Raw genomic sequence first — 14,931 nt, 5'->3', positions numbered from 1 at the left:
GCGGCAAGGCCCCGGTCGTGCCACAAAATGGCCGACCGAGGCCAGGACCTGCGGAAACGAAAGATCGTGATGTGCAGGTCCACGAAGTGGCCCACCGGAGACCGATCTCGTGGGATGGGCGTTCTTGATGATTGACGTGATCGTGGTCGGCGGCGGACCGACCGGCCTGATGCTGGCCTGTGAGTTGCGGCTGCACGGCGTGCACGTGGTGGTGCTGGAGAAGTTGACCGAGCCGACCGGGGAGTCCCGTGGGCAGGGGCTGCACGCGCGGAGTGTCGAGATCATGGACCAGCGCGGTCTTCTCGACCGGTTCCTCGCGGTGAGTGAGAAGTTCCAGGCGGGCGGTCTCTTCGGGGGCATCATCAAGCCGTGGCCCGAGCGGTTGGACACGGCTCATCCCTACGGCGTCGCGACCCCCCAGCCGGTCACCGAGCGGCTGCTCGCCGAGCGCGCCGTTGAACTCGGTACCGACATCAGGCGCGGCTTCGAAGTGGCCGGGTTGAGTCAGACCGAGGACGGAGTCACCGTCGGCCTGGCGGACGGCTCGCAGCTGCGTGCGCGCTACGTGGTCGGCTGTGACGGCGGCCGGAGCACCGTACGCAAGCTGCTCGGCGTCGGCTTCCCCGGCGAGCCCGCGACGGTCGAGACGCTGCTGGGCGAGATGGAGGCGACCGAGGACCCGGCCACGATCGCCGCCGTCGTCGAGGAGGTCCGCAAGACCCAGCTGCGGTTCGGGGTCAGTCCGGGCGAGAACGGCGTGTACCGCGTCGTCGTGCCCGCCGACGGCGTCGCCGAGGATCGCGCGGCCACCCCGACCCTCGACGAGTTCAGGCGGCAGCTACGGGCCGTCGCGGGCACCGACTTCGGTGTGCACACGCCCCGTTGGATGTCCCGGTTCGGCGACGCCACCCGGCAGGCCGAGCACTACCGGGTCGACCGGGTCCTGCTGGCGGGCGACGCGGCGCACATCCATCCGCCGGCCGGCGGGCAAGGGCTCAACCTCGGGGTGCAGGACGCTTTCAACCTCGGTTGGAAGCTCGCCGCCGCGGTCAACGGCTGGGCCCCGGAAGGGCTGTTGGACAGCTACCACTCGGAGCGACACCTGGTGGGCGCCCGCGTCATCGCCAACACGCGCGCGCAGATCACGCTCCTGGGGACCGATCCGGGTGCGACGGCACTACGGGAGCTGTTCTCCACGCTCATGGACTTCGAGGAGGTGAACACGTACGTGACCGAGATGATCACCGCCGTAGGAGTCCGCTACGACTTCGGCGACGGTCACGACCTGCTCGGCCGACGCCTACGGGACATGCAGCTGAAGCAGGGCCGCCTCTACGAGTTGATGCACACCGGCCGAGGACTCCTGCTCGACCGGACAGGCCGTCTCTCGGTCGCGGATTGGGCGGATCGCGTCGACCACGTGGTCGACACCGTCGAGGAACTGAACGCACCCGCGGTCCTTCTACGGCCGGACGGTCACGTGGCGTGGGTCGGCGATGACCAGGAGGACCTGCTCGGCACGCTCCCCAGGTGGTTCGGCACAGCCCGTCCCGACGCGGCCAACCCGCTTGACTCTCAGGTCGCTTGAGATCCCGGAGTGGCGGCTGTGAACGGTCCTCAGCTCTAACCCATAGGCGACGTCGCCCACCGCACCGGCCTGAGCGCGAGCGCGATCAGGTTCTACGCCGACGAGGGCGTCGTGCCGTACCGCGGACCATCACGCGCCGGCAGACCACGGCACAGCGGCTGAGCCTGATGCACACGCTCGTGTCGATGTCGGATGACGACCGCGAGTGCCGCGTTCGCCCGACAAACGGTCGACACCCCTGATTCACCTCACCGTCGAACACCGTTCCGCATGAGGACCAACTCTGGCCGCTGTCAGCGAACTTGTCCTCAGGAGGCCCGATGTCCCCGCACGCCATCGTCCGGCGCCGCGTCCGCCGTCCCGTCGCGGCGGGTGTCCCGCTCGCCGTGGCAGTCGCCCTCGTGGCGGCCGGTACGGCCGTGGCGGCCCCCGGAAAGGCCGAGGCCGCCCATGTCACGCGTACGGCGACGCTGGGCGACATCCCGCTCGGCGCGTTCAGCAACGCGCTGCTGCCCGGGACGGTGGCCGACGACCGGGGCGTGGACCTCGGCGGCATCGGCAGCGACATCTACCCCGCCGGCCGCAAGGGCGAGTACTGGACGGTCACCGACCGCGGGCCCAACGGTCAGATCAAGGTGAGCGGGACGAAGCGCCGCACCTTCCCCGTGCCCGGTTTCGACCCGGCGATCGTGAAGATCCGTGTCTCCGGGAGCACCGTCAAGGTCCTGGACGCCCTCCCGATCACCACGTCCTCAGGGAAGGCCGTCACCGGGCTGCCGAACCAGCAGGGACGCGACGAGGCGCCGTACTCCTATGACGCTCAGACGGCACTGTCGTACAACCCGAAGGGTCTCGACACGGAAGGCATCGTGCGGGCCGGGGACGGCTCCTTCTGGCTCGTCGACGAGTACGGGCCTTCCCTGGTGCATGTCTCCGCGCGCGGGAAGGTGCTCACGCGGTACGTGCCCAAGGGGCTGCGTCTGACGGGGACCGACTACCCGGTGGTGGAGTCGCTTCCGGCGGTGCTGCTGCACCGGAAGACCAACCGCGGTTTCGAGGGGCTGGCCCAACTGCCGGGCGGTGACCTGGTGATGGCCCTGCAGAGCCCGCTGTCGCTGCCGGACGGGGATGCCGGGGACGCGTCGCTCAACACCCGTCTGCTGCGCTTCTCCACGAAGAAGAAGGCGGTCACGGCGGAGTACGCGTACCGCTTCGACCCGGTGAACGTGGTCGACCCCGGCGAGGACGACACCTCCGAGCTCAAGATCTCCTCCGTGGTCGCGTTGGGCGGGGACCGACTCCTGGTCGAGGAGCGCACCGACAAGGCGGCCCGGTTGCAGGTGGTGAAGCTGGACCGGCGGTCGAACATCCTGGGCGGTCGCTACGACGACGACACGACGTCCCCGTCCCTGGAGCAGCTCGACGACCCCGCCGCCGCGGGTGTCCCGGTGCTGGCCAAGAAGCTGGCCGTCGACCTGGGGACCGTCTCCGGGATACCGCAGAAGATCGAGGGCATCGCGCGCGTGGATCACGACACGCTGGCCCTCGTGAACGACAACGACTTCGGGATGACGGATGGCGCGGGCGCGTTCGACGCGCAGGGGCGGTTGGTCGACAGCGGTATCGAGACGACCGTGGTGTACCTGAAGCTGCCGCACGGCATCTGACCGTCCGTCGGCCTCAGGGGCGGTTAGCCGAACAGGGACGGGAGCAGTGACTCGATGTCGCTGGGGACCTCGCTCGGCAGTTCCGAGGGGAAGTTCGACGGGAGCGCGGTCGGGAGCCTGGTCGGCAGGCTGGTGGGAAGTTTTGTCGGCAAGGTGAGGGACGGCCCGCGGCTTGTGCTCGAACTGCTCGCCGCGGGCGCCTTCTTGTCCGGCGAATCGTGTCCTCCGGAGGTCATCAGCACGACGGTGACGACCGCTCCGGCGGCCACGATCACGGCGAGCAGGACGGACAGCGGCCGGGGACGCCGGCGCGGAGGCGGGTCGTAGCCCCCGTAGTCCCCTCCTGGCGTATGCCCGAAGTCTCCGGGAGGTGGTGGTCCGAAGCCGCCTCCCGGAGGCGGGGCGGCGCCGGGTGGCCCGGGCGGTCGAGGCGGTACGGGCGGCATGGCCATACCGACCAGAGTCGCCTCACAGAGGTCATGACGCGACCCCCGCGCGGTGGTTGATACGGGCTCATGCCGTGGATCGCATGATTCCGGAGCATTCCGCGCAGGGGTCGGTCACGAACGGCCCTTCACGTGCACCAGCGGGCTCGTGAGTGACGCACGCGTGCGTGCGGTCAGCCGCGTGCTCCCAGGAGGTGATCCATGGCGAGCTGGTCGAGCTGTTCGAAGGCCATCCCACGCTGGGCGGCGGCCTCCACGTCGAAGTCCTCGAACGCGGAGCGGTCCGCGAGCAGTGCCTTGAGGCCGTCCGCCGCGGTCTGCTGCGCCAGTTCGTCCAGACGCGAGGCGCGCAGCGCTTCCTGGACCACCGGGTCGGCCCGGAACGCGGCCGAACGCTCCTTGAGGATCAGGTAGTTGCGCATGCAGCCGGCGGCCGAGGCCCACACACCGTCGAGGTCCTCGGTGCGCGGCGGCTTGAAGTCGAAGTGCTTGGGGCCTGCGTAACCGGCACTCTCCAGGAGGTCGACCAGCCAGAAGGCGGCACGCAGGTCACCGTTGCCGAAGCGCAGGTCCTGGTCGTACTTGATGCCGGACTGGCCGTTGAGGTCGATGTGGAAGAGCTTGCCCGCCCACAGGGCCTGGGCGATGCCGTGCGGGAAGTTGAGCCCGGCCATCTGCTCGTGGCCGACCTCCGGGTTGACGCCGTAGAGCTCCGGGCGCTCCAGGCGCTCGATGAAGGCCAGGGCGTGGCCGACGGTGGGGAGCAGGATGTCGCCGCGGGGCTCGTTCGGCTTGGGCTCGATCGCGAACTTCAGGTTGTAGCCCTGTTCGGTGACGTACTCGCCGAGGAGGTCGAAGGCCTCCTTCATGCGGTCGAGGGCGACGCGCACGTCCTTGGCGGCGCCGGACTCGGCGCCCTCACGGCCGCCCCAGGCGACGTAGGTCTCGGCGCCCAGCTCGGCGGCGAGGTCGATGTTGCGGATCGTCTTACGGAGGGCGTAGCGGCGCACGTCGCGGTCGTTGGCGGTGAACGCGCCGTCCTTGAAGACCGGGTGCGTGAAGAGGTTCGTGGTCGCCATCGGCACCTTCATGCCGGTCGCGTCGAGAGCCTCGCGGAAGCGCTTGATGTGCGACTCGCGCTCGGTGTCCGAGGACCCGAAGGGGATCAGGTCGTCGTCGTGGAAGGTCACACCGTGGGCGCCGAGCTCGGACAGGCGCTGCACCGTCTCGACGGGGTCGAGGGCGCGGCGGGTGGCATCGCCGAACGGGTCCCTTCCCTGCCAGCCGACGGTCCACAGGCCGAAGGTGAACCTGTCCTCGGGGGTGGGCTGGTAGTTCATGACGCGGCTCCTTGTTGCTTCGCTGCGACTATTTCGTCATGGCGGTTTACAAATTAGTATGCACACGCAGCTCTGGGAAGGGACAACATGTCCCTGAAGGAGTGGGGTACGGGCCACCGCACCCCGGACAGCCTTGAAAACAGCAGGTCAGAGCCCGCAGAGCCGCGGAAAAAACAGGGAGAGCCCGATGTCAGCAGCCGAGGGTCCGCTCGTCGTCGGCGTGGACACGTCCACCCAGTCCACGAAGGCACTGGTCGTCGACGTGTCCACCGGACGGATCGTCGCGAGCGGCCAGGCGCCGCACACCGTCTCCTCGGGTGCGGGCCGCGAGAGCGACCCGCGCCAGTGGTGGGACGCCCTGGGCGAGGCGCTGCGCCAGTGCGGGGACGCGGCCCGTGAGGCGGCGGCCGTGTCGATCGGCGGCCAGCAGCACGGGCTGGTCACCCTGGACGCCCAGGGCGAGCCGGTACGCCCGGCGATGCTGTGGAACGACGTGCGCTCCGCGCCGCAGGCCACCCGGCTGATCGAGGAACTGGGCGGTCCGAAGGCCTGGGCGGAGCGCACCGGCAGCGTGCCCGGAGCCTCCTTCACGGTCACGAAGTGGGCGTGGCTCGCCGAGCACGAGCCGGAGTCGGTGCGCGCCACGGCAGCCGTGCGCCTCCCCCACGACTACCTCACCGAGCGGCTCACCGGGCAGGGCACCACCGACCGGGGCGATGCCTCCGGCACGGGCTGGTGGGCGTCGGGGACCGAGTCGTACGACGAGGAGATCCTCCGGCACGTCGGGCTCGACCCGGCGATGCTGCCCCGGGTGGTGCGGCCGGGCGAGGTGGCGGGGACGGTGCGCGACTGCCATGACCTGCCGTTCTCCAAGGGCACCCTGGTCGCCCCCGGCACCGGTGACAACGCGGCCGCCGCGCTCGGTCTCGGGCTGCGCCCGGGTCACCCCGTGCTCAGCCTCGGCACCTCGGGCACCGTGTACGCGGTGTCGAAGCACCGCCCCGCCGACCCGTCCGGCACGGTCGCGGGCTTCGCCGACGCGCATGGCGACTGGCTGCCCCTGGCCTGCACCCTGAACTGCACCCTCGCCGTCGACCGGGTCGCGGCCCTGCTGGGCCTGGACCGGGAGGCCGTGGAGCCCGGCACCGCGGTGACCCTGTTGCCCTACCTGGACGGCGAGCGCACCCCGAACCTCCCCAACGCCTCGGGGCTGCTGCACGGCCTGCGTCACGACACCACCGGCGGCCAGCTCCTCCAGGCGGCCTACGACGGCGCCGTGCACGCCCTGCTGGGGGCGCTCGACCTGGTCCTCGACGAGGACGCGGACCGCACCGCCCCCCTCCTGCTGATCGGCGGGGGCGCCCGGGGCACGGCCTGGCAGGACACCGTACGACGGCTGTCGGGGCGTCCGGTGCAGGTGCCGGAGGCGAAGGAACTGGTCGCGCTCGGCGCCGCCGCACAGGCCGCCGGCCTGCTGACCGGTGAGGACCCGGCCGCGGTGGCGCGGCGCTGGAACACGGCCGCCGGGCCGGTGCTGGACGCCGTGGACCGTGACGAGGCGACGCTGGCCAGGATCTCCGGGGTACTCTCCGACGCGGCTCCGCTGCTCGAACGGGGGACGGACGCTCGCTGACCCGCAATCGACCGAGGACTGACGGAGGCATGACCGCACCGCTGCACGAGGCGCATCCGGCCGGGCCCGGCCGCGCGCTGCCCGACACCCAGCAGGGCATGCGCCGCCGCAACCTCGCGCGCGTGATGCACACCGTGCGCGCCGAGGGCCCGCTCTCCCGCGCGGCCGTGGCCTCGCGCATCGGGCTGACCCGTGCGGCCGTGTCGACGCTGGTGGACGAGCTGATCCGGTCGGGGCTCCTTGAAGAGCTGGGCCCCGAGCGGCCCGGCCGGGTGGGCCGCCCCGGCTCCGCGCTCGCCGTCAGCGGGCGCGGTCCCGCCGGGATAGGCGCGGAGATCGGCGTCGACCATCTCGCGGTCTGCGCGGTCGATCTGCGCGGCGAGATACGCGCGCGTGCCGTCCGGCACGGCGTGAACCGCGGCCGCCCCCCCGAGCCGGTCCTCGCCGAACTCACCGCGCTGGTACGGCAGGTCGTGGCCGAGGCGGACGCGGAAGGTCTGTGGCCGGCCGGGCTCGCGGTCGCCGTGCCCGGCCTGGTGGCACGCGACGGCCATACGGTCGTCCGCGCCCCGAACCTCGACTGGCACGACACGGACCTCGGCGCCCTGCTGCCCGCCGAACTGCCGCCCACGGTGGACAACGAGGCCAACTTCGGCGGCCTCGCCGAACTCTGGCTGGGCGGGGCCACTCCGCGCGACTTCCTGCACGTCTCGGCCGAGATCGGCATCGGCGCCGCCGTCGTGGTGGACGGCGGGCTGCTGCGCGGAACTCGGGGATTCGCGGGCGAGTTGGGGCATGTACCGGTGCGTCCCGACGGGCCGGCATGCGCGTGCGGCGGGCGCGGCTGCCTCGAACAGTACGCCGGCGAGGAGGCCGTGCTGCGTGCCGCGGGACTGGAGCCCGGCGCGGACCGGGTCGGTCTGCTCGCGTCCCGTGCCGCCGACGGCGACGAAGCGGTGCGAGGCGCCCTGCACGAGGCCGGTACGGCGCTCGGCATCGCGCTGACCGGCGCGGTCAACCTCCTCGATCCACAGCTGGTGGTGCTGGGCGGCGCGCTGTCCGGGCTCGCACCATGGCTGTTGCCGTCGCTGGAGGCGGAGTTGGCGCGCCGCACGGCGGGGCCCGCGTGTCCGGTGTCGGTGTCGCGGCTGGGACCCGAGGGTCCGCTGCTGGGCGCCGCGCACTCGATCGTGCGGGCCGTCCTCGACGACCCGGCCTCGGTGGCCGAACGGGCTGGGGACAACCTGGCCGAACAGGCCTGAAACGAGGCCGACTTCATCCGTCCGAGTGATCGGGTTATCCACAGATCCGCCGTCGTCCACGGAACCACGCCACGCCCTACTGCCCAACCCGCAAGCGCCGTACCGTGATTCACGCGAGGCGCAGCCGTCGAGTCGTGACGAGGGCGTGCGGATGCCGGTGGACGAGGGGGGATTCACGTGTCGGGGGAGACAGTACGAGGGCAGGAGACGGTTCCGGGGCTGCGACGGGATGCCGTCGGGCTGCGCGAGGTCCTTTTCCAGAGCGTCACGGCGATGGCGCCGGCCGCGGCGGTCGCCGCGTCGATCCCGTCGGGCGCGGCCTTCGCGGGCGGAAGCCTCCCCCTGTCGGTACTGATCGCGCTGGTGGCCTGCCTGTTCACCGCGTCCTGCGTCGCCGAGCTGGCCCGCGAAATGCCCGCCGCGGGGTCGGTGGCCACCTATGCGGCACAGGGACTGCATCCGGCCGTCTGCTTCCTGGCCGGCTGGGGCTATGTCTTCGTGGAGGCGCTGATCCCACCCCTGCTGCTCCTCCAGCTCGGCTTCACCACGGCGGGCACCCTGCACCAGGAGTGGAACTCGTATCCGGAGAGCCTGTGGTGGCCGTGGGCGCTCGCGGGTGCCGTGGTCATCGCGGCGGCGGGCTGGTTCGGAGTGCGGGCCTCCGCCCGCTTCGGGACCGTCCTCGGGGTCTTCGAGATCCTCGTCTTCCTGGTGTTCGCCGTCTGGCTGATCGCCAAGGCCGGCAGCGCCAACACCCTGTCCGTGTTCGGTACTTCGCACACAGGCAAGGACTACTCGGGCCTCGGCGGGGTCTTCGCGGGTTCGGTCTACACCGTGCTCGCCTTCGCCGGATTCGAGGCCGCGGCACCGCTCGCCGAGGAGACACGCGACCCACGCCGGACGATGCACCGCGCGGTGCTCGGCGCGGCCCTCGGGATCGGCCTGTTCTACGTGCTGACCACCTACGCCATGACCGTGTACTTCGGGCCGGACCGCTTCAGCGGATTCGGCGCCGACGGAGCGGCCTCCTGGGAGGGCGTGGCCCGCACGTCCTTCGGACTGTTCTGGGTGCTGGTGTTCCTGGCCGTGGTCAACTCGACGATCGCCAACGCCAACGCGTGCGCCACCGTCTCGACCCGCACCGCCTTCGCCCTGGCCCGCATCCGGGTACTCCCCCGCGTCCTGGCCATCCTGCACCCACGCCATCGCTCCCCCGTCGCCGGCATCGCCGTCCAGAGTGTCGTCGCGGTGGGAGCCGTACTGGGCCTCGGTCTCGGCTACGACCCGGTGACCGCGTTCCTCCTCCTGGCCACGGTGATCGTCACGGTCGTGATCGCCGTCTACATCGTCGTGAACCTGGCGTGCGCGGGCTACTTCCTGCGCCGCAGACGCGAGTTGCTCAAGCCGCTGCGGCACCTGCTGGTCCCGCTCCTCGGAATCATCGCGTTCGTCCCGGCCCTGCTCACCGCCGCGGGCATCCCGGCCTTCGACTTCGTGACCGAGCTGACCGCGCCCGTGTCCTATGCCGGACCCGTCGTCGGCGTCTGGATGGCGGCGGGGGTCGTGGTCCTGCTCGTCCTGCTACGACGCCACCCCGAGCGAATAGCCGAAACCGCCCGTGTCCATCTCGACGAACCGGCCCCCACCGGTCATCCGCAGAACGGAGCAGTACAGCCATGAACGACCCCCGGATCCTGACGGTGCGGCCCGAACCGGGCGAGTACGCCTGGACGTTCGGCGGCGCCCCGCCCGTGGCCCGTATCGCGCCCGGCACGGTCCTCGACCTGTACACGGAGGACTGCTTCGCGGGACGGGTGCGGTCCGAGAAGGACCTGGTGTCGGAGGTGTGCGAGTTCCCGTTCCTCAACCCGCAGACCGGCCCCTTCCATGTGGAGGGCGCCGAGCCGGGCGACACCGTCGCCGTGCACTTCGTGTCGATCGAACCGGCGCGGGACTGGGCGGCCTCGACCACGGTCCCCCTCTTCGGGGCGCTCACCTCGACGCACACCACGGCCACGTTGCAGCCGCCGCTTCCGGAGACCGTCTGGATCTGGCAGTTGGACCGGACCCGCCGTACGGCGCTGTTCCGCGCGCGGGACAGTGACATCGAGGTCGAGCTGCCCCTCGACCCGATGCACGGCACGGTGGGTGTGGCCCCCGCCAATCTGGAGGTGCGTTCGGCGCTGGTTCCGGACGCGCACGGCGGAAACATGGACACCCCGGAGATGCGGGCCGGGGTCACCTGCTACCTCGGGGTGAACGTGGAGGGAGCGCTGCTCAGTCTCGGTGACGGGCATGCCCGGCAGGGCGAGGGCGAGACCTGCGGAGTCGCCGTCGAGTGCGCGATGAACACCGTGGTGATCGTGGAACTGCTCAAGGGGGTCGCCACGCCCTGGCCGCGCATCGAGTCGGACACGCACATCATCTCAACGGGTTCGGCACGCCCGCTGGAGGACGCGTTCCGGATCTCCCAGCTCGACCTGGTGCGCTGGCTGGTCCGCGACTACGGCTTCAGCGAACTGGACGCCTACCAATTCGCAACCCAGGCGGTCGAGTCGCCGTTGGCCAACGTGTGCGACACCAACTACACCTGTGTGGCGAAGATCCGTAAGGAATGGCTGCCCGCGCGCGAGACTCACCGCGGACTGCACGCACGGCTGCGGGAGACCGCGGCGGCACTCCAGGGCTGAACGGCACTCCCACGCCTCGGCGCTGAAGGGCACTCCAGCACTGACGGCACCGCACCCCGGCACCTCGGCACTGACCAGAAAGGCACCCGACCATGGAACGGGCCCGACCGCTCCCCAGCAGGCGATGGCTGCTGAAGGGCGCCGCCCTCGCCGCCATTCCCTACGCGTTACTTCCCGACGCGGAGGCCGGCGCGCAGACCCAGGCCGTCGACTACCCGTCGGCCGAATGGCAGCCGGCGAGCACCTCCAACTACACGGCCTCCAAGCGCCCCAGCACCTATCCCCTGGATTACGTGGTCATCCACGTCACCCAGGAGACGTATCCCAACACCCTCTCCATCTTCCAGAACCCGCAGAAGAAGGTGTCCGCGCACTACCTCGTGCGCTCGGCCGACGGACATGTGGCGCAGTGTGTCCGCGAGGCCGACATCGCCTGGCACGCGGGGAACTGGGACTACAACACCCGCAGCATCGGCATCGAGCACGAGGGCTGGGTGGACCAACCCCAGTGGTTCACCGACGCGTTGTACGAGCAGTCGGCCAAGCTGACGGCGGCGATCTGCACGAAGTACGGGCTTCCGAAGGACCGGGCGCACATCATCGGGCACTACGAGGTGCCGGGCACCGACCACACCGATCCGGGGCCGAACTGGGATTGGACGCGGTACATAAGGCTGGTCAATTTCGCGTGAGCGGAGGCGGATCCGGGCCGGTTCGGAGAGTGACGCGGTTCGTTCGGGGCGTACCTGGTCGAAACGGTTGTCCGGATCGGTCTGCGGAGTAACGATGTCCGCATCCGTTGCGGCGCCGTGTCGCGGTCGTGTCGCCGCGGTGTCGCCGACCGCATCACCGCAGGGTCAGCGCGATATCACCACGGTATCGCTGTCGTATCGACTTCAGGGGAGGCCGAGTTGACCGATCCATGGGTGGCCCTGGAGCCGGGGGCCGACCCTGCCGAGCGGGTACGGGTGCTGCGCCGGGCGCACGAGACGTTCGCCGCGGCCGGCACGGTGCCGCAGCCGGTGCGGTCGGTGGTGGCCGAGTCCTGGCGGCGTTCCGCGCGGGCCGGAGTCGGCACCGAGGGCACGGCGAGCGTGGAGCTGACGGACGGTGACCTGGGCGCCTATCGCGCGGAACATCCGCTGGCGAGGGTGATGCCGCTGATCCGGGAGCTGATGGGCACGTTCGCGGCGGACGGGGAGCATCTGCTCGCGGTGTGCGACGCGCAGGGCAGGCTGTTGTGGGTCGAGGGGCATCCGGCGACCCATCGGAAGGCGGGCGGGATGAACTTCGTGCCGGGTGCGCGCTGGGCGGAGAGCGCGGTCGGGACGAACGCACCGGGTACGGCGGTCGCCCTGGACCGGCCGGTACAGGTGTTCGCGGCCGAGCACTTCATCCGGCGAGTGCAGCCGTGGACGTGCGCGGCGGCTCCGGTGCACGATCCGCGCACAGGGCGGGTGCTCGGTGCCGTGGACATCACCGGCGGGGACGGCCTGGCTCATCCGCACAGCCTCGGCTTCGTGCAGGCGGTGGCGCGGGCCGCGGAGTCCCACCTGGCGCTGCTCGCACCGGAACAGACACCCGTCGACGGACCCGAGCTGACTGCGCTCGGCCGGGACGAGGCCCAACTCTGCGTCGACGGCCGCAAGGTGAAGCTGAGCCGCCGGCACAGCGAGATCCTGGTACTGCTGGCCCGGCACCCCGAGGGGCTGACCGGCGACGAGTTGCTGTGCGCGCTGTACGAGGACGAGTCGGTGCCGCCGGTGACGTTGCGGGCCGAACTGGCGCGGCTGCGACGGCTGTTGGGGCCAGGACTGCTCGCCTCGCGTCCGTACCGGCTCACGGTGCCGGTCGAGTCCGATGTGACGATCATCGAACGGCGGCTGGAAGGGGGCGCGGTGACGGGAGCGGCGTCGGCGTACACCGGTCCGTTGCTGCCGGGTTCGCAGGCCCCGGCGGTGGTCCGGCTCAGGGACCGGCTCGCGGACGGTCTCCGCACCGCGCTGATCGCCCGCCGAGATCCCGACCTGCTGGCGGACTGGGCGCACGCGCCGTGGGGCGAGGACGACCTGGACGTCTGGCGGGCGCTCGCGGCGATACGCCCGACGGCACCGGTGCGTTCCCGACTCGCCGCACTGGAGTCCGAGCTGGCGGCACCGGCCGCGTGGCCGCACCGGGCGGGGCACTGACGTAGCGCGGCATGTCGGTAACACGCGGTCGGCGTAGGTCACTTGGCGCTGGCGCTGGGCGCAAGCCGCTTTACGCCCCGCGCCAATCGCTCGAATTCCGCCCGCCCTCTCCACCGCAGCTCTCTCCCGATCCGACCTCGAACGCCAACCCCACCCCGCCCTCTTCCGTCCGCTCCCGCCCACCGCCCACCGCCCACCGCCCTCCGCTCCCGCACCCCGCCCCGCCCCGCCCCGCCACGTTCCGGCTCCGGCTCCGGCTCCGGCTCCGGCTCCGGCTCCGGCTCCGGCTCCCGCTCCCGCGCAACGTACATGCAACGTCCCGCCTCCTAGCCTCGCGCCGAGAGCTGCCCAACGGCGGGCAGCGCTGTTCCGGGAGGCAGACCAGGATGACCCGTTACACGGCACCCGGCACCGAGGGCGCGATCGTCTCCTACCAGGCGCGCTACGACCACTTCATCGGCGGCGAGTACGTGCCGCCGGCCCGCGGGCAGTACTTCGAGAACCCGTCACCGGTGAACGGGCAGCCGTTCACGGAGATCGCGCGCGGCACCGCGGAGGACGTGGAGCGGGCGTTGGACGCGGCGCACGCGGCGGCGCCTGGCTGGGGCCGGACCTCGGTGACCGAGCGTTCCGACATCCTGCTCAAGATCGCCGACCGGATGGAGGCGAACCTGGAGCCGCTCGCGGTCGCGGAGAGCTGGGAGAACGGCAAGCCGGTCCGCGAGACCCTCGCCGCCGACATCCCGCTCGCCATCGACCACTTCCGCTACTTCGCGGGGGCGATCCGGGCGCAGGAGGGTTCGCTGGGCGAGGTCGACGACGACACCGTGGCGTACCACTTCCATGAGCCGCTCGGGGTCGTGGCGCAGATCATCCCGTGGAACTTCCCGATCCTGATGGCGACATGGAAGCTGGCGCCGGCGCTCGCGGCGGGCAACGCGGTGGTCATCAAGCCGGCCGAGCAGACCCCGGCGTCCATCCACTACTGGATGAGCCTGATCGCGGACCTGTTGCCGCCGGGCGTGGTGAACATCGTCAACGGCTTCGGCGTGGAGGCGGGCAAGCCGCTCGCGTCCAGCCCGCGCGTGGCAAAGGTCGCGTTCACCGGTGAGACCACGACGGGGCGGCTGATCATGCAGTACGCCTCCGAGAACATCAAGCCGGTCACGCTGGAACTCGGCGGCAAGTCGCCGAACATCTTCTTCGACGACGTGTCCTCGGCGAACGACGACTTCCTGGACAAGGCGCTCGAGGGCTTCACGATGTTCGCGCTCAACCAGGGCGAGGTGTGCACCTGCCCGTCGCGGGCGCTCATCCAGCGCGGGCACTACGCGGACTTCCTCCAAGCGGCCGTCGCCCGCACCGAGTTGATCAAGCCGGGCCACCCGCTCGACACGGACACGATGATCGGCGCGCAGGCCTCCAACGACCAGTTGGAGAAGATCCTCTCCTACCTGGACATCGGTCGGCAGGAGGGCGCGAAGGTCCTCACGGGCGGCGAACGCATCGACTACGACGGTGAGTTGAAGGGCGGCTACTACGTCCAGCCTACGATCTTCGAGGGCGACAACCGCATGCGGATCTTCCAGGAGGAGATCTTCGGACCGGTGGTCTCGGTGACGTCCTTCGACGACTTCGACGACGCGATCAAAGTCGCCAACGACACGCTCTACGGCCTCGGCGCCGGCGTGTGGACCCGGGACATCAACACGGCGTACCGCGCGGGCCGGGCGATCCAGGCGGGCCGGGTGTGGACGAACTGCTACCACGCGTACCCCGCGCACGCGGCGTTCGGCGGCTACAAGCAGTCCGGCATCGGGCGCGAGAACCACAAGATGATGCTGGACCACTACCAGCAGACCAAGAACCTCCTCGTGAGCTACTCGCCGAAGAAGCTGGGTTTCTTCTAGAGCAGCAAAAAGGGTGCCTGAACTGGGATAACTCCCGTCAGGCACCCTTCGCTGCGGCCACTCAAGTGGCGAGGAAAAATATCCCTCTACTCCCACGGTTCATGGAGCTCTCGATGAGCTGATGGGCGTGGTCGCGTGTTCCGGAAAGAACTTCGCGTAGTACCCGAACAGGACCTGGATGCTCTGCCCAGCCCTGCGCGCGCATT

At 70.7% G+C, this 14,931-nt stretch carries 12 protein-coding genes; 10 read left to right on the top strand and 2 right to left on the bottom strand.

The features are described 5' to 3' along the window. Positions 1 to 127 precede the first annotated feature (127 nt). The 3 genes from rox (at position 128) to ACIRB1_RS26350 (ending at position 3,255) form a co-directional block, all read left to right on the top strand. Positions 128 to 1,588 (top strand): rifampin monooxygenase, encoded by a 1,461-nt coding sequence (rox, locus tag ACIRB1_RS26360; RefSeq protein WP_403467217.1) that lies wholly within the window; start codon positions 128 to 130, stop codon positions 1,586 to 1,588. A 42-nt stretch (positions 1,589 to 1,630) separates the two neighbouring features. Beyond that, entirely contained in the window at positions 1,631 to 1,750 is a 120-nt protein-coding gene (locus tag ACIRB1_RS26355) for a MerR family DNA-binding transcriptional regulator (protein WP_403467392.1), read from the top strand. Between the two features lie 158 nt (positions 1,751 to 1,908). Next, on the top strand, positions 1,909 to 3,255 hold the full coding sequence (locus ACIRB1_RS26350) for an esterase-like activity of phytase family protein (RefSeq protein ID WP_403467216.1): 1,347 nt from the start codon (positions 1,909 to 1,911) through the stop codon (positions 3,253 to 3,255). A 23-nt stretch (positions 3,256 to 3,278) separates the two neighbouring features. On the opposite strand, the gene ACIRB1_RS26345 is transcribed toward ACIRB1_RS26350, so the two are convergent. After that, a complete protein-coding gene (locus ACIRB1_RS26345) occupies positions 3,279 to 3,530 on the bottom strand; it encodes a hypothetical protein (RefSeq protein ID WP_403467215.1) in 252 nt (83 codons plus the stop codon). A gap of 344 nt (positions 3,531 to 3,874) precedes the next feature. Continuing rightward, positions 3,875 to 5,041 (bottom strand): xylose isomerase, encoded by a 1,167-nt coding sequence (gene xylA / locus ACIRB1_RS26340; protein WP_328935145.1) that lies wholly within the window; start codon positions 5,039 to 5,041, stop codon positions 3,875 to 3,877. A gap of 187 nt (positions 5,042 to 5,228) precedes the next feature. Between xylA and xylB the strand changes: the two genes are divergently transcribed. The 7 genes from xylB (at position 5,229) to adh (ending at position 14,725) form a co-directional block, all read left to right on the top strand. Next, complete coding sequence (gene xylB, locus ACIRB1_RS26335) at positions 5,229 to 6,674, top strand: xylulokinase (RefSeq protein ID WP_403467214.1); 1,446 nt, start codon at positions 5,229 to 5,231, stop codon at positions 6,672 to 6,674. Between the two features lie 29 nt (positions 6,675 to 6,703). Continuing rightward, positions 6,704 to 7,936 carry an ROK family transcriptional regulator gene (locus ACIRB1_RS26330; RefSeq protein ID WP_352179359.1) on the top strand — a complete coding sequence of 411 codons (1,233 nt, stop codon included), beginning with the start codon at positions 6,704 to 6,706 and terminating at the stop codon, positions 7,934 to 7,936. Between the two features lie 177 nt (positions 7,937 to 8,113). After that, positions 8,114 to 9,616, top strand: coding sequence for an APC family permease (locus tag ACIRB1_RS26325; RefSeq protein ID WP_403467213.1), 1,503 nt, complete (start codon positions 8,114 to 8,116; stop codon positions 9,614 to 9,616). Further along, positions 9,613 to 10,626, top strand: coding sequence for an acetamidase/formamidase family protein (locus ACIRB1_RS26320; protein WP_352179361.1), 1,014 nt, complete (start codon positions 9,613 to 9,615; stop codon positions 10,624 to 10,626). The genes ACIRB1_RS26325 and ACIRB1_RS26320 overlap by 4 nt, the downstream gene beginning before the upstream one ends. A 92-nt stretch (positions 10,627 to 10,718) precedes the next feature. Then, on the top strand, positions 10,719 to 11,318 hold the full coding sequence (locus ACIRB1_RS26315; protein ID WP_403467212.1) for an N-acetylmuramoyl-L-alanine amidase: 600 nt from the start codon (positions 10,719 to 10,721) through the stop codon (positions 11,316 to 11,318). Positions 11,319 to 11,537: 219 nt separating this feature from the next. Further along, positions 11,538 to 12,815 carry a GAF domain-containing protein gene (locus tag ACIRB1_RS26310; protein ID WP_403467211.1) on the top strand — a complete coding sequence of 426 codons (1,278 nt, stop codon included), beginning with the start codon at positions 11,538 to 11,540 and terminating at the stop codon, positions 12,813 to 12,815. A 386-nt stretch (positions 12,816 to 13,201) separates the two neighbouring features. Further along, entirely contained in the window at positions 13,202 to 14,725 is a 1,524-nt protein-coding gene (adh, locus tag ACIRB1_RS26305; RefSeq protein WP_352179364.1) for an aldehyde dehydrogenase, read from the top strand. Positions 14,726 to 14,931 lie beyond the last annotated feature (206 nt).

Origin of the sequence: Streptomyces sp. NPDC096013, assembly GCF_044763565.1 — a bacterium.
GTDB lineage: Bacteria > Actinomycetota > Actinomycetes > Streptomycetales > Streptomycetaceae > Streptomyces.
The sequence above is the reverse complement of the archived record's forward strand: the minus strand, read 5'-3'. Positions and strand labels throughout refer to the sequence as shown.